Genomic DNA, 21050 nt, shown 5'->3' with positions numbered 1-21050 from the left:
CGGAACTGCCTCCGGGGCGCGTCTATGGTGTGCCGCATGTTTCGATTCGAGACAGAAGTCGACAAGGCGCGGCGTGATCTGCTGCGCGTCCGGCTCCGGGACGCGAACACGGCCGCGTCGCCGGTGCTGCGCGCCCTGCGCGGCAGTCCGGGGGAACGCGAGTCGCCGCTGCACGTGTGGGCCCTGGACGACGGGGGCGCTCTCGCGGGCGGGCTGGTCGGCCACACCTGGGCGACCTGGCTGCACGTGTCGTACCTGTGGGTGGACGAGCGTCACCGCGGCGCGGGGCTCGGCTCCGGGCTCCTCGCCCGGGCCGAGCGCACGGCCCGCGAAGGCCGCGGGTGCCGGTCGGCGCGCGTGGAGACGTGGGACTTCCAGGCGCCGGACTTCTACCGCGGACACGGCTACGAGGTGGTGTGCGTGATCCCCGGCTACCCGCCGGGGATCACGGAGTACACGCTGACCAAGCGGCTCGCCTGAGCCGTGCCCGTATGCGTGTCCGTCAGCGGAGGCGGCGCGCGCCCGCCGCCGGGACCGCCTCGAAGACCCGGGGTGCCGCGAAGCCCGCGGACGCGAAGGCCTCCTCGACCGCCTTGGTGATGCCCTCCACGTCCGCCGCCTGTGCCAGGACGATCGCCGAGCCGCCGAAGCCGCCGCCCGTCATCCGGGCGCCGAGCGCGCCGGTGGCCAGAGCCGTGTCGACGACCAGGTCCAGTTCCGGGCAGGAAATGCGGAAGTCGTCACGCAGCGAGGCGTGGCCCTCGACCAGCACCGGGCCGATCGCGCGGGTCTCGCCCGACTCCAGCAGGGCGACGACCCGCTCCACGCGCTCGTCCTCCGTGACCACGTGCCGCACCAGACGGCGCACCTCCTCCTCGTCGCCGAGGCGGTCGAGGGCCGCGTCGAGTTCGCCGTACGGGATGTCGCGCAGGGCGTCGACGCCCAGCAGGGCGGCACCCTTCTCGCAGCCGGCGCGGCGCTTGCCGTACTCGCCCTCGCTGTGGGAGTGCTTGACCCGCGTGTCGACCACGAGCAGCCGCATGCCCTCGGCGGCCAGGTCGAAGGGGATCCGGCGCTGGGAGAGGTCGCGGGTGTCCAGGAAGAGGGCGTGGCCCGTCTCGCAGCAGGCGGAGGCTGTCTGGTCCATGATGCCGACCGGGGCGCCGACGTAGACGTTCTCCGCGCGCTGGCACAGGCGGGCCAGCTGCCAGCCGCGCAGGCCGAGGGAGAACAGGTCGTTCAGCGCGAGCGCGATCACGACCTCCAGGGCCGCCGACGACGACAGGCCCGCGCCCGCCGGGACCGTGGAGGCCAGATGGATGTCGGCGCCCGTGACCGGGTGGCCCGCCTCGCGCAGCGCCCACACCACGCCCGCCGGGTACGCCGTCCACGCCCGGTCCGACTCGGGGGACAGGTCGTTCAGGCGGAGTTCGGCGACCGTGCCCTCCACGTCCGCCGAGTGCAGGCGCAGTACGCCGTCCGTGCGGCGGGAGACCGCGGCGACCGCGGTGTGCGGCAGCGCGAACGGCATGACGAAGCCGTCGTTGTAGTCGGTGTGCTCGCCGATGAGGTTGACGCGGCCCGGTGCCGCCCACACCCCGTCCGGTGCGGCCCCGTACAGCTCCTCGAACCGCTCGGCGACCGTCCCGGCGACGGCCTCGCTGGACTCACTCATGCCCTGTCCCTCTCCCTGCTTCTCAGTTGTCGCGCCGCTGCGCGAACTCCCACGCGTCCGCGACGATCCCCGCGAGGTCGGCGCGCGACGGGTTCCAGCCCAGCTTCTCGCGAGCCGCGCCGGCCGACGCCACCAGGACCGCCGGATCGCCGGCCCTGCGCGGGGCGGCCACTTCCGGGATCGCGTGCCCGGTGACCCGCCGGACCGTGTCGATGACCTCCCGTACCGAGAAGCCGTTGCCGTTGCCGAGGTTGCAGATCAGGTGCTCGCCGGGCGCGGCGGCGTCCAGCGCCAGCAGGTGCGCCTCGGCCAGGTCGGCGACGTGGATGTAGTCGCGTACGCAGGTGCCGTCCGGGGTGGGGTAGTCGTCGCCGAAGACGGAGACGGTGTCGCGGCGGCCCTGGGCGACCTGGAGGACCAGCGGAATGAGGTGCGACTCGGGGTCGTGCCGCTCGCCGCACACGCCGTAGGCGCCCGCCACGTTGAAGTAGCGCAGCGACACCGCGCCCAGGCCGTGGGCCGCCGCCTCGCCGCTGATCATGTGGTCGACGGCGAGCTTGGACGCGCCGTAGGGGTTGGTGGGCCTCGTCGGGGCCGTCTCGACGACGGGGACCTGCTCGGGTTCGCCGTACGTCGCCGCCGTGGAGGAGAAGACGAGCCTGCGGACGCCCGCCTCGCGCATGGCGTCCAGCAGGGCCATGGTGCCGCCGACGTTGTTGGCCCAGTACTTCTCGGGCTTCACGACCGACTCGCCGACCTGCGAGAACGCGGCGAAGTGCAGCACGCCGTCGAAGGAGGCGTCCAGCCACTTGGCGGCGTCGCGGATGTCGCCCTCGACGAGGGTGGCCCCGGCGGGCACGCCCTCGCGGAAGCCGGTGGAGAGGTTGTCGAGGACGACGACCTGGTGGCCCGCCTCCAGCAGATGCTGCGCGACCACGCTGCCGACGTAACCCGCGCCGCCCGTCACCAGGTATTTCCCGCTCATGAACTCGCTACCTCTCGCAGTCGCTCGGCCGCACGCTCCGGCGGCACGTCGTTGATGAACACGTTCATGCCGGACTCGGAACCCGCGAGGAACTTCAGCTTGCCGGAAGTGCGGCGGATGGTGAAAAGCTCGAGGTGGAGCGCGAAGTCGTCGCGGGTGACGCCGTCGAACTCCTCCAGCGCGCCGAACGGTGCCTGGTGCCAGGCCGCGATGTACGGCGTCGGCGGCTCGCCCTCGCCGAAGATCCGGTCGAAACGCCTCAGCAGCTCCAGGTAGATCCTGGGAAACTCGGCGCGTGCCTCCTCGTCGAGCCCCAGCAGGTCGGGCACGCGGCGCTTCGGGTAGAGGTGCACCTCGTACGGCCAGTGCGCGGCGTACGGCACGAACGCCGCCCAGTGTTCGCCCTCGAGGACGATCCGCTCACCGGCCAGTTCGCGCTCCAGCACCGCGTCGAAGAGGTTCTCCCCGCCGGTGGCCTCCTTGTGGGCCGCGAGGGAACGGAGCATCAGGGCGGTGCGGGGCGTGGTGAACGGGTAGGCGTAGATCTGCCCGTGCGGGTGCCCGAGCGTCACGCCGATCTCGGCGCCGCGGTTCTCGAAGCAGAAGACCTGCTCCACGCCGGGCACGTGCGACAGCTCCGCCGTGCGGTCCGTCCACGCGTCGAGGACGAGGCGTGCCTGCGGTTCGTCCAGGTCGGCGAAGGAGGCGTGGTGGTCGGAGGTGAAGCAGACGACCTCGCAGCGGCCGGAGTCCCCGGCCAGGGAGGGGAAGCGGTTCTCGAAGACCACGACGTCGTACGACGCGTCCGGGATCTCGCTCAGCCGGCCGCCCCGCGAGGGGCACAGCGGGCACTCGTCGGCCGGCGGGTGGTAGGTGCGGCCCTGGCGATGTGAGGCGACGGCGACGCTGTCGCCGAGCAGCACGTCGCGGCGGATCTCGGACGAGGTCACGGTCCGCTCCAGCGGGCGGCGGTCGACCGCGTCGCGGACGGTGTCGTCCCGCAGGTCGTAGTGGATGAGCTCGCGGCCGTCGGCCAGCCGGGTCGAGGTCTTCTTCACGCCGGACTCCTCGTTCGAGCCGCATCGGGTTACTGCGGACTGCTGCGGATCAGTGCGGACTGCGGGGGCCGGGAGGGCTCACACGCTTCAACAGAACTCAACATACCAAAACACAACTCACCATGAAAGTATGCAGATCACAAACAAACAAAGAGCATCATCGGACATGTTCAAGTGCTGAACGCAGAGGCGTGGGTTCCCCTGCGAATCAGTTCGCGCAACGAAGCTGTTACCCATGCAAACCCGCACACACCTGGCAGCCGGGCTACGGCTTCCCACGAACTGGCTCGACTACACGATCCTCGGCCTCTACTTCGTCGTCGTGCTCGGCATCGGCTTCGCCGCCCGCCGCTCGGTGAAGACCAGCCTCGACTTCTTCCTCTCGGGGCGGTCCCTGCCCGCCTGGGTCACCGGCCTCGCCTTCATCGCGGCCAACCTCGGCGCCACCGAGATCCTCGGCATGGCCGCCAACAGCGCGCAGTACGGCGTCTACACCACCCACTGGTACTGGATCGGCGCCATCCCGGCCATGGTCTTCCTGGGCCTGGTGATGATGCCGTTCTACTACGGTTCCAAGGTCCGCTCGGTGCCCGAGTTCCTGCTGCTGCGCTTCGACAGGGCGGCGCACCTGCTGAGTTCGATCCTGTTCGCCTTCGCGGCCATCCTGATCGCCGGCGTCAACCTGTACGCCCTCGCGATCGTCGTGGAGGCGCTGCTCGGCTGGCCCGAATGGGTGGCCATCGTCGTCGCCGGCTTCTTCGTCCTCGCGTACATCACCCTGGGCGGCCTGTCCTCGGCGATCTACAACGAGGTCCTGCAGTTCTTCGTCATCCTCGCCGCGCTCATCCCGATCACGGTGCTCGGCCTGAAGAGCGTCGGCGGCTGGGACGGCCTGAGCGACTCGCTGTCGGCCTCGCGCGGCAGTGACTTCGTGACCGCCTGGGGCGGCACCGGCATCGGCAGCGACAACCCGCTCGGCGCGAACTGGCTGACCATCGTCCTCGGCCTCGGCTTCGTCCTGTCCTTCGGCTACTGGACGACGAACTTCGCCGAGGTGCAGCGCGCGCTGTCCGCGAAGAACCTCTCCGCCGCCCAGCGCACCCCGCTGATCGCCGCCTACCCGAAGATCTTCATCGTCTTCCTGGTGATGATCCCGGGCCTGGTCGCCGCCGTCACGGTGCCGAAGATCGGCACGCCCGACTCCGGCCTCCAGTACAACGACGCCATCCCCTACCTGATGGCGCAACTGCTGCCCAACGGGGTGCTGGGCATCGCGGTGACCGGTCTGCTGGCCGCGTTCATGGCGGGCATGGCGGCGAACGTGTCGTCCTTCAACACCGTCTTCACCAACGACATCTGGGCCAAGTACGTGGTGAGGGACCGCGAGGACGGCTACTACGTGCGGTTCGGGCGGCTCATCACCGCGATCGGTGTGTTCGCCTCGATCGGCACGGCGTTCCTGGCGGCGTCGTTCTCGAACATCATGAGCTACCTCCAGACGCTGTTCTCCTTCTTCAACGTCCCGATGTTCGTCGTCTTCGTCATCGGCATGTTCTGGAAGCGGGCCTCCGTGAAGTCCGGCTTCTGGGGCCTGGTGGCCGGTACGACCGCCGCGATGGTGAACTACTTCTGGATCTACAAGCAGGGCATCATCGGCATCCCCTCCGACCAGGGCGCCAACTTCGTCTCCGCCATCGCCGGGTTCGTCGCGGGCGCGGTCGTCATGGTGGCCGTGTCCCTGTTCACCCGGCCGAAACCGTCCGACGAACTCCAGGGGCTGGTGTACGGCACCACCTCGCCCGGCATGGCCGAGCCGCCCGCCGCCGGGGACGACGCCTGGTACCGCAGACCGGCCCTGCTGGGCTGGGGCGCGGTGATCCTCGCGGCCGCCTGTTACATCCCGTTCTCGTTCTGACCGCGGGAGGATGGAGAGACCATGTCCCAGCACTACTCCGAGAAGGACGTCCAGCGGGAGGTCTCCGAGCTGGAGACCAGGTCGGCGACGGCCGCCCGGCTGTTCGACATCCGGCGGATCATCGGCGGGCTGTTCGTCGTCTACGGCGTGATCGTGACGATCGCGGGCATCACGGCGTCCGACGCCGCCATCGACAAGGCCGAGGGCGTCAACATCAACCTGTGGACCGGGCTGGGGATGCTGCTGCTCGGCCTGTTCTTCCTGGCCTGGCTGAAGCTGCGGCCTGCCGCCCCGCCGCCGCCCGGCCTCGTACCCGAGGACGGGGACGGCCCGACGGGCACGGGACCGACCGGCCCCGGACCGGCCGAGTCCGGACCGGCGGGGCCCGGACCTGCCGGGCACTGACCTGCCGGGCACTGACGGGTGAGGCCCGGGCCGACCAGACCCGGGACCGGCCGGACGCGGGCCTGCCGCCCGGCGGGGGCCTGCCTGCCCGGCGCAATCCGCCGCCCCCGGCGGGGTGGGCGGCTGCGGGTGGGCGGCTCCGGGCGTCTGTGCCCGCCCCGCCCCGCCCGCTCCTCCGTACGCGGTCAGCCGTCCGTCTCCCGTACGCGGTCAGCCGTCCGCTTCCCGCAGCGGCCCCGCCCGGTCCAGCAGGCCCGTCCGCGCCGCCAGCGCCGCCGCCTCCAGTCTCGACCCCACGCCCAGCTTCATCAGGACCCGCTGGACATGGGTGCGGGCCGTGGAGGGGGCGATGCCCATGCCGGCCGCGATCCGGCGGGTGTCCTCGCCGTCGGCGACCCGGAGCAGGACCTCGACCTCCCTCGGCGTGAGCATCTCCAGCAGGCGCCGGCCCTCGTCGTCCGGCTGGGCGGCCGGGTTGAGCAGTTCGGCGAACGCCGACTGCAGCAGTTGCGGGGCGACGGCCGCCTCCCCCGCCCGGGCCTTCATGATCGCCCGCTCGACGCCCTCGATGCGCTCGTCGTGCCGTACGTACCCCGACGCCCCCGCGGCGAAGGCCGCCGCGATGCCCCGCGGGCTGGGCACCGGCCCCAGCACCACCACCGCGACCTGCGGACGCTCCCGCTTGATCCGCGCCACCGGGTCGAAGATGCCGGGCTCGGCGGGCGACGCCGTCCCCAGCAGGCACACCTCCGGCGCCCGGCTGATCACCAGTTCCGCCGCGCCCGTGGTCGGCGCCGCAGCGCCGACCACCCGGTGCCCGCGCAGCTTCAGCGCCGAGGCCAGTGCCTCGGCGAGCAGCCGGTGGTCGTCGACCACCATGAGCCGCACTGCCATCGAGCAATCCCCCCAGTCCCCCAACGGGTCCTCGTGGACCCCCCTGTGGGCGTCCCCCACCGTGCATGCATGCCCCGGTGCGGACGCGTCAGTGCCCCCGGAAGCTACACGCAAGTCCCGCGACGTGCTTCCCTACCGGCCACCACCGCCCCGGACACGCGACCGCGGCCCCGCCCCCGAGGGGGGCGGGGCCGCGGTCGCGACGGTGAGGTGACCGGCAGGTGATCAGTTCGTGCCGAACGCGATCATCAGGTATTCCTTGTCGTCCGCGAGACGGCGCTCGCTGGCGAACACCGCCGCCATGTAGAACCGGCCCTTGTGGAACAGCAGTTCCGCGAAGCTCGGGAGCATGCTGGTCTCCGCCCCGCGCACCGACTCCGTCGCCGGGTTCTCCAGCAGCACCGTCGGCTTGAAGGTGCCGCCGTCGATGCTGACGACCTGGCCGCCCTTGTTGTAGGGCGGGCGCTTGTACGCCAGCAGGCTGGAACCGTCCATGCGCAGCGGGGTGATCTCGTAGCCGTCGCCCGCGTCGGCGCGCTGGCCGGTCTGCTTGCCGGTGGCCAGGTCGAAGGCGACGATCTCGTTGGTCTGGCCGAGTTCGCCGTCGCCGTCGTGCTGCTCGGTCGGGAGGTACACCCGGTCGTTGCCGACGGCGATCATCAGGCAGTGCTCGATCTCGCTGATGCCGTCGCAGTCGGCGGCGTACTGGTCGCCCGGCACGGAGATGCGGGCGCGCAGCTTGCCGGTCTTGTTGTCGATGGAGAAGATGTCCGAAATGCCACTGCCGTCGCCCGCGGTGTCGCCGACGTCGGCGGCCACGACCAGCGGGTCGGTGGAGACGATGCTGGCGTACTCGATACCCGCTGCCATCTTGTACTCCGAGAGCACCTTCCCGGACGCCTTCGGGTCGATGGTCTGGACGTGCAGCTGGCGGTGGTCGTACGGGCCGCACTTGCGCAGCGCGACCAGTTTCGCGCCGCCGCCGTACCCGGCGTCGTAGCAGGAGTCGGTCGGCTTCGGGCTCCACAGCAGCTTGCCGGAGGGGATGTCGAAGGCGCCGCCGCCGCTGGTGCTGCCCACGGCGACCGTGCTGCCGCTGACCGTGACGTTGTCGAAGTTGACGTCCTGGTCACCGGACTTGAGCGTCTTCGTCCAGAGCTTCTTGCCGGCCTCCAGGTCGATCGCCGCGACCTGGCTGCACCCGTAGGAGGGCTTGGCCTTGGTCGGCATGCCGGGCTGGTAGGTGATCGCCGTCTTGTTGTCCTCGGTGACGTGCTTGCTGGCCTGGCACACCGGGCCGGGCAGCTCGATCGTCCACAGCTTGGTGCCCTTGGCGGGGTCGTAGCCGACGACCTCGGCGATGCCGCTCTTGGCGTACACCGTGTCGGTGACCCAGGAGCCGTCGACGACGACGCTGCTGTCGCCCTTCACCTCGGGCGCCGGGACCTGGAAGAGGACCTTGGAGCTGGGGTCGGACGGCGCCTTCTCCCGGCCGCCGGACGGGCCGCCCCCGCCCCCGCCGCCCTTCGGGTCGGTGCCGCCGTCGGCACCGCCGGAGGTGGCGGTGTCGTCCTTCTTGTCGTCACTGCCGGAGGCGTACCAGACGCCACCGCCGATGATCAGGGCGATCGCGACAACGGCCGCCACGATGATGGCGAGCTGCGCGTTGATCTTCCGCCCGCCGCCCGGCTGCGGCTGCATCGGCATGGTCCCGGGCTGCGGGTAGCCGTAGCCGGGCTGCTGGCCGTAGGGCGGGGTGGGCGGCTGGCCGTACCCGCCCGCCGGCTGCCCGTATCCGCCCTGCGGCTGGCCGTAGCCGGGCTGCTGGCCGTACGGCGGGGTGGGCGGCTGGCCGTAGGCCGGGGTGCCGACCTGCGTGGGCTGCTGAGAGGCGGGCGGGGTGCCCGGATAGCCGTAGCCCGCCTGCGGGGGCGGCGGCGTCTGCGGGGCCTGGGGGGGCTGCGGTGCCTGGGGGTAGCCGTAACCGGGCTGCTCGGGGGCCTTGTTGAGGTCCGGGCCGCCGGACGGCGGGTTCTGCGGAGGCGGCGGCGGGCCGAAGCCGCCCCCCTGCGGGGGCTGGTTCGGCGGCGGGGGCGGCGGCTGGGTCATGGTGTCAGTACCTCGGGGGACGGTCGAACGGCGGACGGAGGGGGGAGGGGAAGCCTGGTCACTTGCCGTAGGCGAGCATCAGCTTCTCCTTGGCGTCGTCGTCTCCGTTCAGACGGGCGCTCGAGATGTAGAAACGGCCGTCGACCCAGTCGATCTCCTTGGAGTAGAAGCCGTTCTCGATGTCGGAGGCGCCGGCCGGGTTCTTCAGCAGCTTCGCCGGCTCGTGACTGCCGGACGTCGCGATCGACACGATCTGGCCGCCCGCGTCGTACGACGGCTGCACGTAGGCGACGAGCTTGCCGTTCTCCACCTTCATCGGCAGCATCGATTCCTCCGCCGGGGACTTGACGCGCCACTTCTCCTTGCCGGTGTCCAGGCTGACCGCCACGATCTCGTTGGCGCCGGTCGTGGCCTTCGTCGGCAGGTACAGCGAGTCGTCGTCGGCGGCCACGCCCTGGCAGCCCTGCAGGTCGCGCTCGAGGATGGCCCAGCCGCACTCGGGGGCGAAGTCCTCGTCGACCTTCACCTGCGAGCGGAAGTTGCCGTCGTCGCCGATGGTGGCGATGTTCCAGGCCTTCTTGTCCTCGTTGGTGCTGTACACGACCAGCGGGTTCACCGAGTACGTGCGCGCGACGCGCCAGCCCTTGTCGAACTTCTGCGTCCACTTGGCCCGGCCGGTGCCCGGGTCGAGCTCCTGCACCTCGTCGTGCTCGTTGGAGGTGCTGGCGCCGCAGGAGGACACCGCGACGAGCTTCTCGCCGCCCGCGAACGCGGTCGGGAAGCAGGCGTCGCCGTACCTCTTCTTGTCCCACAGCTTCTTGCCGGTCTTCACGTCGTACGCCGTGCCCGACTGGGAGCGGCCCGCCATCAGCGTGTCGCCCGTGATGGTCAGCCCCAGCGAGAGGGTGGAGTCGAACAGGCCGCCCTCGGCGATCTCGCCCTGCCAGCCCTTCTCCCCGGTGTCGAGGTCGATCTGCTGGAGCTGGTTGCACTTGGCGCGGTCGCTGCTGCCGCTCATGTACGCCACGACGATCCTGTTGTCGGACGTCTTCTGCGGCGTGCTCGCGCAGATCTTCTGCGGGAAGGTGACCGGGTCCCAGGTGGGCCTGCCGTCGCCGACGTTGTACGCGAAGAGCTGCTTGTACGCCGCCTTGGCCGCGGTCTTGTCGGTGACCCACATGCCCTCGGCGTCGGCGCCGGAACCGGGCGCGTCGGGCGCCTCCTTGTACCAGAGGACCTTCGCCTCACCGGCCTGGCGGCCCTCGTTGAGGTTCTCCGGGTCCTCGCCGCCGTCGCCGCTGCCGTCACCGGGGTTGACCGGCGCGTCGGACGCGGACGCCTTCGGGTCGTCGCTCGGGCCGGCGACCGGCTTGTCCTTCTTGCCGTCGTCGCCGCTCGTCACGGCGAACACCGTGCCGCCGATGACGAGGAGCGCCGCGACCGCGGCACCCACGACGAGGGCCGTCTTGTTCTTGAACGGGTTGCGGCCGCCGGGCGGCGGGGTGCCGGGCGCACCGGGGTACGGCGGCTGCTGAGGGTAGCCGTACGGCCCCGGCTGCTGCGGCTGCCCGTAGGGGCCGGAGTTGTACGGGCCGGGCTGGGCGTACGGTCCCGGCCCGCCGGGCTGCTGCGGATAGCCGTACCCGGGCGGACCGGGCTGCTGCGGGTAGCCGTAGCCGGGCTGCGGTGCGCCGGACGGCGGGCCCGGCGGGGGCGGCGGAGTCCCCGGGGCGCCCTGCGGGGGCGGTGGCTGGGTGCCGGGCACGCCCGGCGGGGGCGGCGGGACCGGGGCCCCGAAGCCTCCCTCCGGCGGCGGGTCCTGCGGTGCTCCGAAACCGCCGTGGGGCGGTTGGTTGGGCGGCTGAGTCATCAGCTCGTTCCCCCTCTACTCACTGATTTTTAGCCACGCCCTGAGGTAGGAAGCGCCGCTCAGAGTCGTATGCGGACCGGTGCCGATCGGGCGCAGTCGGCCTCTTTCTATCACCGGCACGGACATACCACGGGGCCGGATCCCGCCCTGTTCCCAAGGGAGGACCCGCCCGTGATGCCCTTGTTACGTCTCTTCACGCGCCCTTCACCGGCGGCTACGCGTCCTCCGCACCCGAAGTGGCTACGCGTCCTCGGCGAGTTCGAGCCAGCGCATCTCCAGGTCCTCGCGCTGCCCGGCCAGTTCACGCAGCTCGGCGTCGAGGCCGGCCACCCTGGCGAAATCCGTCGCGTTCTCGGCGATCTGCGCGTGCAGACGGGACTCCTTCTCGGAGACCTTGTCCAGCTGCCGCTCGATCTTCTGGAGTTCCTTCTTCGCGGCGCGCTGGCCGGCGGCGCTCTTCTCCGGAGCGCCACCCGCGTCGGCCTTCCCGGCGGCCGGGGCGGGTGCCGCTGCGGCGGACGTCTCCTCCATGCGGCGGCGGCGCTCCAGGTACTCGTCGATGCCGCGCGGCAGCATCCGGAGGGCGGAGTCGCCGAGCAGCGCGAACACCCGGTCGGTGGTGCGCTCCACGAAGAACCGGTCGTGGGAGATGACGATCATCGAGCCGGGCCAGCCGTCGAGGACGTCCTCGAGCTGGGTCAGGGTCTCGATGTCGAGGTCGTTGGTGGGCTCGTCCAGGAAAAGGACGTTGGGCTCGTCCATGAGCAGGCGCAGCAGTTGCAGGCGGCGGCGTTCACCGCCGGAGAGGTCGCCGACGGGCGTCCACTGCTTCTCCTTGCCGAAGCCGAACGTCTCGCACAGCTGCCCGGCGGTCATCTCGCGTCCCTTGCCGAGGTCGACGCGTTCGCGGACCTGCTGCACGGCTTCCAGGACCCGCGTGGCCGGGGGGAGTTCGGTGACCTCCTGGGAGAGGTAGGCGAGCTTGACGGTCTTGCCGACGCGTACGCTGCCGCCGGCGGGCTGGGTCTCGCCCTGGCTGCGGGCCGCGTCGGCCATGGCGCGCAGCAGGGACGTCTTGCCGGCGCCGTTCACGCCGACCAGGCCGATGCGGTCGCCGGGGCCGAGCTGCCAGGTGACGTGCTCGAGCAGCACCTTGGGGCCGGCCTGGACGGTGACGTCCTCCAGGTCGAACACGGTCTTGCCGAGCCGGGAGGAGGCGAACTTCATCAGCTCACTGCTGTCCCGGGGCGGCGGGACGTCCGCGATCAGTTCGTTGGCGGCCTCGACGCGGAAGCGCGGCTTGGACGTCCGGGCGGGGGCGCCGCGCCTGAGCCAGGCCAGCTCCTTGCGGACCAGGTTCTGCCGCTTGACCTCCTCGGTGGCGGCGATGCGCTCGCGTTCGGCGCGGGCGAAGACGTAGTCGGAGTAGCCGCCCTCGTACTCGTGGACGACGCCGCGCTGGACGTCCCACATGCGGGTGCAGACCTGGTCGAGGAACCAGCGGTCGTGGGTGACGACGACGAGCGCGGAGCGGCGGTTGCGCAGGTGCTCGGCGAGCCAGGCGATGCCCTCGACGTCGAGATGGTTCGTCGGCTCGTCCAGGACGACGAGGTCCTGCTCCTCGATGAGGAGTTTGGCGAGCGCGATGCGGCGCCGCTCACCGCCGGACAGCGGTCCGATGACGGTGTCGAGGCCCTTGGGGAAGCCGGGCAGGTCGAGACCGCCGAACAGGCCGGTGAGGACGTCCCTGACCTTGGCGTCGCCGGCCCACTCGTGGTCGGCCATGTCGCCGATGACCTCGTGCCGCACGGTGGCGCCGGGGTCGAGGGAGTCGTGCTGGGTGAGGACGCCGAGGCGCAGCCCGCCGGAGTGCGTGACGCGTCCGGAGTCGGCCTCCTCCACCTTGGCCAGCATGCGGATCAGGGTGGTCTTGCCGTCGCCGTTGCGGCCGACGACGCCGATGCGGTCCCCTTCCGAGACGCCGAGCGAGATGCCGTCGAGGAGGGCACGGGTGCCGTAGACCTTGCTGACGTTCTCGACATTGACCAGGTTGACGGCCATTTTTCTCCTGCGCAGGGGGTCGGTCAGCCTTCCAGCGTAATGTGCGCCGGTCGGATGGGGCGTCGGGCGCCGACGGGGCGGCCGGGGGTCACAGCACCGTCGCCCCGGGGGCCGGGCCCGACGCGGTGCGGACGGTGCGGCAGGTGCCGGAGGCGCGCAGCGTGTCCGCGACCCGCTCCGCCGAGCCGGCGTCCCGGGCGAGGAACGCGGTGGTCGGGCCGGAGCCGGAGACCAGCGCGGTGAGCGCGCCGGCCGCGCGGCCCGCGGCGAGGGTGTCGGCGAGCTCGGGGAAGAGGGTGAGCGCGGCGGGCTGGAGGTCGTTGGAGGCGGCTGCGGCGAGCGCGTCCGGGTCGCCCTTGGCGAGGGCGTCGAGCAGGTCGCGGGAGGCGACGGGCGCGGGGATGCCGCTGCCCTCGGTGAGCCGGTCGAACTCGCGGAAGACGGCCGGGGTGGACAGGCCGCGGGCCGCCATCGCGAACACCCAGTGGAAGGTGCCGCCGACGTCCAGGGGCTGGAGCCGCTCGCCGCGTCCGGTGCCGAGGGCGGCGCCGCCGACCAGGCTGAACGGCACGTCGCTGCCGAGGTCGGCGCAGATGTCGAGGAGTTCCTCGCGGGTGGCGCCGGTGCCCCACAGCGCGTCGCAGGCGAGCAGCGCGCCCGCGCCGTCCGCGCTGCCGCCCGCCATGCCGCCGGCGACGGGGATGTCCTTGACGATGTGGAGGTGCACGTCCGGGCTGCGGCCGTACCGGGCGGCGAGCGCCTCGGCGGCGCGGGCGGCCAGGTTCGTACGGTCCAGGGGGACCTGGCCGGCGTCGGGGCCGGCGCAGGTGACGCGGAGGCCGTCGGCGGGGGTGACGGTGACCTCGTCGTGGAGGCCGACCGCGAGGAAGACGTTGGCCAGGTCGTGGAAGCCGTCGGGGCGGACGGCGCCGACCGCGAGCTGGACGTTGACCTTGGCGGGGACGCGGACGGTGACGCTCACGGGCGACGGGACTCCTCGGACTGCTGAACGGCTGCGGCGGCCCCCGGCTGCACGGCCCCGTGCCCGGCGGCCCCGGGCTGCACGGCCCCGTGCCCGGCGGCCCCGGGCTGCACGGCCCCGTGCCCGGGGGTCCCGGGCTGGACGGGCCCGTGCCCGGCGGTCGAGGTGTGCCGGTCGGCCGCGGCGGCCCTGTGCTCGGCGATGCGGGCGAACTCCTCGACGGTGAGGGACTCGCCGCGGGCCTGCGGGGAGACACCGGCGGCGACGAGGGCCGCCTCCGCGGCGGGCGCCGATCCGGCCCAGCCGGCGAGGGCCGCGCGCAGGGTCTTGCGGCGCTGCGCGAACGCGGCGTCCACGACCGCGAAGACCTCCTTGCGGGACGCGGTCGTCTTCAGCGGTTCGGCCCGCCGGACCAGGGACACCAGCCCGCTGTCGACGTTGGGCGCGGGCCAGAAGACGGTGCGGCCGATGGCGCCGGCGCGCTTGACCTCGGCGTACCAGTTGGCCTTGACGGACGGCACGCCGTACACCTTCGAGCCGGGGTCGGCGGCGAGACGGTCGGCGACCTCGGCCTGGACCATCACCAGGGTGCGTTCGATGCCCGGGAAGGTTTCCAGCATGTGCAGCAGGACCGGGACGGCGACGTTGTAGGGGAGGTTCGCGACGAGCGCGGTCGGGGCGGGCCCGGGCAGCTCGGTGACCTGCATGGCGTCGCGGTGCACCAGCGTGAAGCGGTCGGCGCGGGCCGGCATGCGGGCCTCGATGGTGGCCGGCAGCGCGGCGGCGAGCACGTCGTCGATCTCGACGGCGGTGACGCGGTCGGCGACCTCCAGCAGCGCCAGGGTGAGGGAGCCGAGCCCCGGGCCCACCTCCACGACGACGTCGTCGGGGCGGACGCCGGCGGTACGGACGATGCGGCGGACGGTGTTCGCGTCGATCACGAAGTTCTGGCCGCGCTGCTTGGTGGGACGCACACCGAGGGCACCGGCGAGTTCCCGCACGTCGGCGGGCCCGAGGAGAGCGTCGGGTGTGGAGTCGGGGGTGGGGCTGGTCACGGGACAAGGGTACGGGTCGGTGCCGCGCGTCCTTACCGACGAGTCGGGCCGGCGTCCGCGCCGGCCGGGCTCAGCCGTCCAGGCGGGCGCCGCAGTGCGGCCAGGGGCTGCTGCCCTGGCGCCGGTAGAGGAGTTCCGCGCGGTACGTCTGCTCCGCGGCGGGGGCGTCCTGGGGGTCGCCGCTGCCGCCGAGGGACTGCCAGGTCCGGCGGTCGAACTGGTAGAGGCCGCCGTACGTCCCGGAGGGGTCCACCGCGTCGGCCCGGCCGCCCGACTCGCACTGCGCGAGGGCCGGCCAGTCCAGGCCGTCCGCCGCGCCGGCCGACCGCGGCTGCGGCTTCGTGCCGACCCTCACCAGCTGGGTGCGGGGCTCGCGCACCACCTCGGTCCCGGTGCGGCGCGGTCTCTGCCGTACGCCGTTGACGGTCCGCACGGCGTAGCCGACCCGCAGGACTCCGGGCCGCCCGGGGCGTTCGACGACCTCGGTGCCGCTGGGCAGTGAGGCGTCCGCCACCCGCCGCACCCGGAACGGGATCATTTCCTCGCGGACCTCCCGGCCCGCCCCGATCCGCAGCACGGTGACGGTCTGCCCGTCGCGCGGGAAGCTCTCCTGCGGCACGGACGTCGTGTCCTGCCCGCGCAGCGACACCCCGGCGGCCTCGACGACCTCCCGTACGGTCGCGGCGTTCGTGCGGATGGTCCGCGCCCGGCCGTCGGCCAGGACCGTCACCGTGCGCTCGGTGCGTACCTCGAGCGCCAGCCCCGCACGCCCGATGCGCCGGGAGCGCGGCACGGACAGGTGGGCGCCCTCGGCCCGCACCCCGAGCTGCCGCAGCGCCTCCGCCACGGTCGCCCCGGTGGTCCACACCTGGCGCCGCTCGCCGTCGAGGGTGAGCCGTACGGGGCGCCCGTGGCGGACGACGACCTCGTCGCCGTCCGCCAGTCCGGCGTCCGGCGCGGGCGCCACCACGTCGTGGGGGCCGACCCCGAGGCCCTGTTCCGCGAGGAGTTCACCGACGTCGTCGGCGAAGGTGTGCAGCGTGCGGGGCCGGCCGTCGACGCTCAGCTCGACCGCCTTGTCCTCGGCCACGAACGCGTTGGTGCCGCCCGCGAGGAACGCGACGACCAGCGCCCGCGGCAGCAGCTGGCGCAGCGGATGCGCCACGGGCGGCGTCGCACGCCGTCGATGAGCGCCGCGCGCCGACCTCCGGTGCCGCTGTGTTCCGTACTGCTGTGCCCCGTACTGCTGTGCCCCATACTGCTGAGTCCCGTACTGCGTTGCGCCCACGCCGACACGCTCCAGAGGCCGAGGGTCCGTACCGGACGGGGTCCGGGATGGGCCCAGAACCTAACGGAGCGACGGTCGCTCTCCAAGACGACGCGGCTGCGCGGGCGCAGGAAAACGGCTGCGGGGTGGGAGCGGGGGACGGGCCGCGGGGAAAGGGGCCGCCGGACGCTGGGTCTCGACGGTTGCAACGGTCTCAGCGGTCTCAGCGGTCTCAGTAGGCGAAGGCGCGTGCCGTGTTCGCCGCCAGGGCTGTCGACAGAACGTCCTCCCCGATGCCCCGGACCGCGGCCATGGCCCGCACCGTGACGGGGACGAGGTAGGGCGCGTTGGGCCGCCCGCGGTACGGCACCGGGGTCAGGAAGGGCGCGTCCGTCTCCACGAGGAGCAGGTCCAGCGGGGCCACGGCCAGGGCGTCGCGCAAGTTCTGGGCGTTCTTGAAGGTGACGTTGCCGGCGAAGGACATGAAGTATCCGGCGCGAGCGCAGATCTCCGCCATCTCGGCGTCGCCGGAGTAGCAGTGGAACACGGTCCGCTCGGGCGCGCCCTCCTCCTTCAGCACGCGCAGCACGTCCGCGTGGGCGTCGCGGTCGTGGATGACGAGGGCTTTGCCGTGCCGCTTGGCGATCTCGATGTGGGCGCGGAAGGACCGCTCCTGCGCCTCCTTGCCCTCGGGACCGGTGCGGAAGTGGTCCAGGCCGGTCTCGCCGACGCCCCTGACCTGCGGGAGGGCGGCGAGCCGGTCGATCTCGGCGAGCGCCTCGTCCAGGGCGGCGTCCCCGCCGGGCTCCCGGGCGCCCTGCCGGGACCAGCCGTCGGGGTCGCCGTGCACGATGCGCGGGGCCTCGTTGGGGTGCAGGGCGACGGCCGCGTGGACGGCGTCGTACGCGGCGGCCGTCTCGGCGGCCCAGCGGGAGCCGGCGAGGTCGCAGCCGACCTGCACGACCGTCGTGACGCCGGCCGACGCGGCCTTCGCGAGGGCCTCCGCGACCGTGCCGGACTGCATGTCGAGGTGGGTGTGGGAGTCGGCGACCGGCACCCGGAGGGGCTCCGGTACGGGCGGGGCGGCGTTCTTTGCCGGGTCGGCGGCGTTGGCGGGCATACCCCGATCCTACGAAAGGGGCATGCCCGGCCGGTGCGCGCGGGAGGGGGTCAGCTGGCCCGGCGGTGGAAGGGGTGCAGGAGGTCGGACAGGTGCCAGTGGTGGCGTTCGCCGTCCGGGGTCCCCGCCGTCCCGGTGGGCGACTCGGCCGCCACGGACGCCCCGGGCGACCCGGACGCCTCGACGGGACCCGCCTGGGGGGCCTGCGGGGAGCGGCGGCGTGCCGCGCCGAGCACCGAGGCGACCTGCCCGGCGCGCATGATGCGTACGACGTGGCTGTCGCACTTCTCGCAGGTGGGGCGGCTCAGCGGCGACGGGACGACGCCGCCGTCCACGACGTACATCACGAACTCCCGGCCCTCCCCGTCGATGTGGTGCTCGATCTCGTACGACTGCTCCCAGCCCTGCCCGCAGCGCATGCAGGCGAAGGAGTAGGACTCGTGGACGATGTCGGTCGCCGCAGCGCGGTGGCCGGCCTGGTCGATGCGGAGGCCGGCCCGGTGTATCCGGTCGGTCTGCTGCCCTGCGATCTCGCTCATACCAGCTCCTGTGTCCGCCGGGCGGGGACGAACGCGTCCCGTCCCCTTCGACCAGTGGACGCCTCCCGCGGGTGGGCACGCATCAGGCCTGCCGAATGATGGGGCCGATTTGGCGGGGCCTTGCCGTACGGGCCGTCCGCGGGGGGCTGGGCTTTACGGTTCCTGACGGTCCTTTGACCCTGCGCGGCCCGCGCGGCGGCTCACGCGCGGGCGGGCCCGGAGGCCCCGGCGCTCTTGGCGTTCCCGGCGTCACCCGCGTCACCGGCTGCGCCCGCGTTCTTGGCGTTCCCGGCGTTCCCGGCGCCCCCGGCGTTCATGGCCCTACCGGCGTTCCCGGCGCCCCCGGCGTTCTTGGCCCCACCGGCGTTCTTGGCGGCCACCACCGCGTCGAACACCTCGCGCTTGGGCAGGCCCGCCTCGGCGGCGACGGCGGCGATGGCCTCCTTGCGGCGCTCCCCCGCCTCCTCGCGCACCCGCACCCGGCGCACCAGCTCGTCCGCGTCGAGTTCCCCCGGCCCCTTCTCGGGGGCGCCCTCGACCACGACGGTGATCTCGCCGCGCACGCCGTCGCGCGCCCACTCGGCGAGCTCGCCCAGCGGGCCGCGCCTGACCTCCTCGTACGTCTTGGTCAGCTCCCGGCAGACCGCGGCGCGCCGGTCGGTGCCGAACGCCTCGGCCATGGCGGCGAGGGTGTCGTCCAGGCGGTGCGGCGCCTCGAAGTAGACGAGGGTGCGGCGCTCACCGGCGACGTCCTTGAGCCGGGACAGCCGCTCGCCCGCCTTGCGCGGCAGGAACCCCTCGAAGCAGAACCGGTCGACGGGCAGCCCGGACAGCGCGAGCGCGGTGAGCACGGCGGACGGGCCGGGCACGGCGGTGACCCGGACGCCCTTCTCGACGGCCGCGGCGACCAGCCGGTAGCCGGGGTCGGACACGGACGGCATCCCGGCGTCCGTGACCAGCAGCACCCGCGCGCCGCCCACCAGTTCCCCGACGAGTTCGGGCGTGCGGGCGGACTCGTTGCCCTCGAAGTACGACACGACGCGCCCCTTGGTCGCCACGCCGAGCGCCTGGGTGAGGCGGCGCAGCCGGCGGGTGTCCTCGGCGGCGACGACGTCGGCGCCGGCCAGCTCGGCGGCGAGCCGGGGCGGGGCGTCCCGGACGTCGCCGATGGGGGTGCCCGCCAAAACAAGGGTTCCAGTCACGTGGTCCATCCTCGCAGGGACGCCACGGGGCCGACGCATCCGGACAGGTCCGGGCCATGCGCGGGACTCACACAGACGGGTTCCCTACGATGGCGCGGTGACCAGTACCGCGTCCTCCACGGACACCCGGCAGGGCCAGGACCCGCGCGACGAGCCGCCGTCGTGGCAGCAGCGGCTGCGCCGTTTCGGATACACGGCCCGGCCCACGAGCGATGTCCGGGACCGGCTGGTGCCGCCGTACACCGAGCCGAGCCCGCGCTTGCGGGCGGCGCTCGGCCTGCGGAAGCCGCGCACCGCGCGGCCCGCGCGCTGGTCGGCCTGGCTCGGTCCGCTGCTCGTCACCCTGCTGGCCGGGGTGCTCCGGTTCTGGAACCTGGGCAGCCCGAAGGCGGTGATATTCGACGAGACGTACTACGCGAAGGACGCGTGGGCGCTGGTCCACCGCGGCTTCGAGGTCAACTGGGAGAAGAACGCCAACGACCTGATCCTGTCCACAGGCGGAAACGTTCCGATCCCGGCGGACGCGGCGTACGTCGTGCATCCGCCGGTCGGCAAGTACGTCATCGGGCTCGGCGAGCTGGTCTTCGGCTTCGACCCGTACGGCTGGCGGTTCATGACGGCGCTGCTCGGCACGCTGTCCGTGCTGATGCTGTGCCGCATCGGACGCCGGCTGTTCCGCTCGACGTTCCTCGGCTGCCTGGCGGGCGCGCTGACGGCGGTGGACGGGCTGCACTTCGTGATGAGCCGCACCGCGCTGCTCGACGGGGTGCTGATGTTCTTCGTGGTGGCGGCGTTCGGCTGTCTGGTGATCGACCGGGACCGGGCCCGCGAGCGGCTCGCCGCCGCGCTGCCCGCCGACGAGGAGGGCCGGGTGCGGCCCGACGCGCACACGGCGGAGACGACGTCGCTGCTGTGGCGCCCCTGGCGCTGGACGGCGGGGCTCATGCTGGGCCTGGCGATCGGCACGAAGTGGAACGGCCTGTACGTGCTGGCCGCGTTCTGCGTGATGACGGTGCTGTGGGACGTCGCCTCCCGCCGGGTGGCCGGCGCGCGGCACCCGTACACGGCGGTGATCCGGCACGACCTGGGCCTGGCGTTCCTGGCCACCGTGCCCGTCGCGATCGTCACGTACCTCGCCTCCTGGACGGGCTGGATCCTGTCCCCGGCGAACGGCAGCGGCGGCTACTACCGCAACTGGGCCGCCACCGACGGCAAGGACAGCGACTGGTCCTGGCTGTTCCCCGACTGGTGGCGCAGCCTGTGGCACTACGAGCACCAGGTGTACGAGTTCCACGTCGGGCTGTCCTCGCCGCACACGTACGAGTCGAACCCCTGGAGCTGGATCGTCACCGGCCGCCCGGTCTCGTACTTCTACGAGTCGCCGGCGCCCGGCAAGGACGGCTGCCCGGTGGACGCGGGCGACAAGTGCGCACGCGAGGTGCTGGCGATCGGCACGCCGCTGCTGTGGTGGGTGGCCGGTGCCGCGCTGCTGTACGTCCTGTGGCGCTGGGCGATGCGCCGCGACTGGCGGGCGGGAGCGATCGCCTGCGGCGTCGTGGCCGGATACGCCCCCTGGTTCCTGTACCAGGAGCGCACGATCTTCTACTTCTACGCGGTCGTCTTCCTGCCGTTCCTGTGCCTGGCCCTGGCGATGCTGCTGGGCGCGCTCGTCGGCCCGGCGGGCTCCTCCGACACCCGCCGGGTGGCGGGCGCGACGACCGCGGGCGTCCTGGTCCTGCTGATCGCGTGGAACTTCATCTACTTCTGGCCCATCTACACCGGCACGGCGATCCCGATCGACGACTGGCGGGCTCGGATGTGGCTGGATACGTGGGTCTGAGGCCGCCTCGCCTGATTTCCCCGGGGGCGCGGTCCTCGGGGCCGGGGCGGTCCCGGGCGGTCTCCGTTCGGTC

General features: G+C 72.7%; 16 protein-coding genes and 1 pseudogene. 4 read left to right on the top strand and 13 right to left on the bottom strand.

The window, feature by feature from the left end; genetic code table 11:
* Positions 1 to 24 precede the first annotated feature (24 nt).
* Positions 25 to 480, top strand: a complete 456-nt coding sequence (locus ABZ354_RS08010) for a GNAT family N-acetyltransferase (protein ID WP_358654133.1) — start codon at positions 25 to 27, stop codon at positions 478 to 480.
* Between the two features lie 22 nt (positions 481 to 502).
* Here ABZ354_RS08010 and galK read toward each other — a convergent pair whose 3' ends face one another.
* From galK to galT, 3 genes are read right to left on the bottom strand one after another with little or no spacing between them, the layout of a single operon-like run.
* A complete protein-coding gene (gene galK, locus ABZ354_RS08005) occupies positions 503 to 1675 on the bottom strand; it encodes a galactokinase (protein WP_358654131.1) in 1173 nt (390 codons plus the stop codon).
* A 22-nt stretch (positions 1676 to 1697) separates the two neighbouring features.
* Positions 1698 to 2660 carry a UDP-glucose 4-epimerase GalE gene (galE, locus tag ABZ354_RS08000; protein WP_358654129.1) on the bottom strand — a complete coding sequence of 321 codons (963 nt, stop codon included), beginning with the start codon at positions 2658 to 2660 and terminating at the stop codon, positions 1698 to 1700.
* Positions 2657 to 3718 (bottom strand): galactose-1-phosphate uridylyltransferase, encoded by a 1062-nt coding sequence (gene galT / locus ABZ354_RS07995; protein ID WP_358654127.1) that lies wholly within the window; start codon positions 3716 to 3718, stop codon positions 2657 to 2659. Before galT ends, galE begins: the two co-directional genes overlap by 4 nt.
* Positions 3719 to 3953: 235 nt before the next feature.
* Here galT and ABZ354_RS07990 point away from each other — a divergent pair, with 235 nt between their 5' ends.
* Positions 3954 to 5633, top strand: coding sequence for a sodium:solute symporter family protein (locus ABZ354_RS07990; RefSeq protein ID WP_358654125.1), 1680 nt, complete (start codon positions 3954 to 3956; stop codon positions 5631 to 5633).
* 21 nt (positions 5634 to 5654) lie between these two features.
* Positions 5655 to 6038, top strand: a complete 384-nt coding sequence (locus ABZ354_RS07985) for a hypothetical protein (protein ID WP_358654123.1) — start codon at positions 5655 to 5657, stop codon at positions 6036 to 6038.
* Between the two features lie 210 nt (positions 6039 to 6248).
* Here the strand turns inward: ABZ354_RS07985 and ABZ354_RS07980 are convergent, their stop codons facing one another.
* The 10 genes and pseudogenes from ABZ354_RS07980 to rsmI all read right to left on the bottom strand — a co-directional run.
* On the bottom strand, positions 6249 to 6932 hold the full coding sequence (locus tag ABZ354_RS07980; RefSeq protein WP_358654121.1) for a response regulator transcription factor: 684 nt from the start codon (positions 6930 to 6932) through the stop codon (positions 6249 to 6251).
* Between the two features lie 225 nt (positions 6933 to 7157).
* On the bottom strand, positions 7158 to 9041 hold the full coding sequence (locus ABZ354_RS07975) for a PQQ-binding-like beta-propeller repeat protein (protein ID WP_358654119.1): 1884 nt from the start codon (positions 9039 to 9041) through the stop codon (positions 7158 to 7160).
* A gap of 58 nt (positions 9042 to 9099) precedes the next feature.
* On the bottom strand, positions 9100 to 10911 hold the full coding sequence (locus ABZ354_RS07970) for a PQQ-binding-like beta-propeller repeat protein (RefSeq protein ID WP_358654117.1): 1812 nt from the start codon (positions 10909 to 10911) through the stop codon (positions 9100 to 9102).
* A 240-nt stretch (positions 10912 to 11151) separates the two neighbouring features.
* Positions 11152 to 12972 carry an ABC-F family ATP-binding cassette domain-containing protein gene (locus ABZ354_RS07965; protein WP_358654115.1) on the bottom strand — a complete coding sequence of 607 codons (1821 nt, stop codon included), beginning with the start codon at positions 12970 to 12972 and terminating at the stop codon, positions 11152 to 11154.
* Between the two features lie 88 nt (positions 12973 to 13060).
* Complete coding sequence (locus tag ABZ354_RS07960; protein ID WP_358654113.1) at positions 13061 to 13954, bottom strand: 4-(cytidine 5'-diphospho)-2-C-methyl-D-erythritol kinase; 894 nt, start codon at positions 13952 to 13954, stop codon at positions 13061 to 13063.
* Positions 13951 to 15009 carry a 16S rRNA (adenine(1518)-N(6)/adenine(1519)-N(6))-dimethyltransferase RsmA gene (gene rsmA, locus ABZ354_RS07955; RefSeq protein ID WP_358654111.1) on the bottom strand — a complete coding sequence of 353 codons (1059 nt, stop codon included), beginning with the start codon at positions 15007 to 15009 and terminating at the stop codon, positions 13951 to 13953. Before rsmA ends, ABZ354_RS07960 begins: the two co-directional genes overlap by 4 nt.
* Before the next feature lie 70 nt (positions 15010 to 15079).
* Positions 15080 to 16174, bottom strand: coding sequence for a ubiquitin-like domain-containing protein (locus ABZ354_RS07950; RefSeq protein WP_358654109.1), 1095 nt, complete (start codon positions 16172 to 16174; stop codon positions 15080 to 15082).
* Positions 16175 to 16508: 334 nt separating this feature from the next.
* Positions 16509 to 17396 carry a TatD family hydrolase gene (locus ABZ354_RS07945; RefSeq protein WP_358654107.1) on the bottom strand — a complete coding sequence of 296 codons (888 nt, stop codon included), beginning with the start codon at positions 17394 to 17396 and terminating at the stop codon, positions 16509 to 16511.
* A 50-nt stretch (positions 17397 to 17446) separates the two neighbouring features.
* The gene (locus tag ABZ354_RS07940; protein WP_358654105.1) at positions 17447 to 17935 is read right to left on the bottom strand and encodes a hypothetical protein; all 489 of its coding nucleotides are present in this window, start codon (positions 17933 to 17935) and stop codon (positions 17447 to 17449) included.
* Positions 17936 to 18294: 359 nt separating this feature from the next.
* Positions 18295 to 19137 (bottom strand): annotated as a pseudogene (rsmI, locus tag ABZ354_RS07935) (16S rRNA (cytidine(1402)-2'-O)-methyltransferase); the annotation flags it as partial.
* 97 nt (positions 19138 to 19234) lie between these two features.
* On the opposite strand from rsmI, the gene ABZ354_RS07930 reads away from it, so the two are divergent.
* Positions 19235 to 20977 carry a phospholipid carrier-dependent glycosyltransferase gene (locus tag ABZ354_RS07930; protein WP_358654103.1) on the top strand — a complete coding sequence of 581 codons (1743 nt, stop codon included), beginning with the start codon at positions 19235 to 19237 and terminating at the stop codon, positions 20975 to 20977.
* Positions 20978 to 21050: the final 73 nt, after the last annotated feature.

It is taken from the genome of Streptomyces sp. NPDC005925, from assembly GCF_040638805.1.
Lineage (GTDB): Bacteria > Actinomycetota > Actinomycetes > Streptomycetales > Streptomycetaceae > Streptomyces.
Note: the sequence above shows the minus strand (reverse complement) of the source record. Positions and strands in the feature narration are given on the sequence as shown.

Excerpts from the sequence above, each read along its gene's own strand:
- ABZ354_RS08010 (WP_358654133.1), top strand. The coding sequence starts at position 25 with ATGGTGTGCCGCATGTTTCGATTCGAGACAGAAGTCGACAAGGCGCGG.
- galK (WP_358654131.1), bottom strand. The coding sequence starts at position 1,675 with ATGAGTGAGTCCAGCGAGGCCGTCGCCGGGACGGTCGCCGAGCGGTTC.
- galE (WP_358654129.1), bottom strand. The coding sequence starts at position 2,660 with ATGAGCGGGAAATACCTGGTGACGGGCGGCGCGGGTTACGTCGGCAGC.
- ABZ354_RS07990 (WP_358654125.1), top strand. The coding sequence starts at position 3,954 with ATGCAAACCCGCACACACCTGGCAGCCGGGCTACGGCTTCCCACGAAC.
- ABZ354_RS07985 (WP_358654123.1), top strand. The coding sequence starts at position 5,655 with ATGTCCCAGCACTACTCCGAGAAGGACGTCCAGCGGGAGGTCTCCGAG.
- ABZ354_RS07980 (WP_358654121.1), bottom strand. The coding sequence starts at position 6,932 with ATGGCAGTGCGGCTCATGGTGGTCGACGACCACCGGCTGCTCGCCGAG.
- ABZ354_RS07975 (WP_358654119.1), bottom strand. The coding sequence starts at position 9,041 with ATGACCCAGCCGCCGCCCCCGCCGCCGAACCAGCCCCCGCAGGGGGGC.
- ABZ354_RS07970 (WP_358654117.1), bottom strand. The coding sequence starts at position 10,911 with ATGACTCAGCCGCCCAACCAACCGCCCCACGGCGGTTTCGGAGCACCG.
- ABZ354_RS07965 (WP_358654115.1), bottom strand. The coding sequence starts at position 12,972 with ATGGCCGTCAACCTGGTCAATGTCGAGAACGTCAGCAAGGTCTACGGC.
- ABZ354_RS07945 (WP_358654107.1), bottom strand. The coding sequence starts at position 17,396 with ATGCCCGCCAACGCCGCCGACCCGGCAAAGAACGCCGCCCCGCCCGTA.
- ABZ354_RS07940 (WP_358654105.1), bottom strand. The coding sequence starts at position 17,935 with ATGAGCGAGATCGCAGGGCAGCAGACCGACCGGATACACCGGGCCGGC.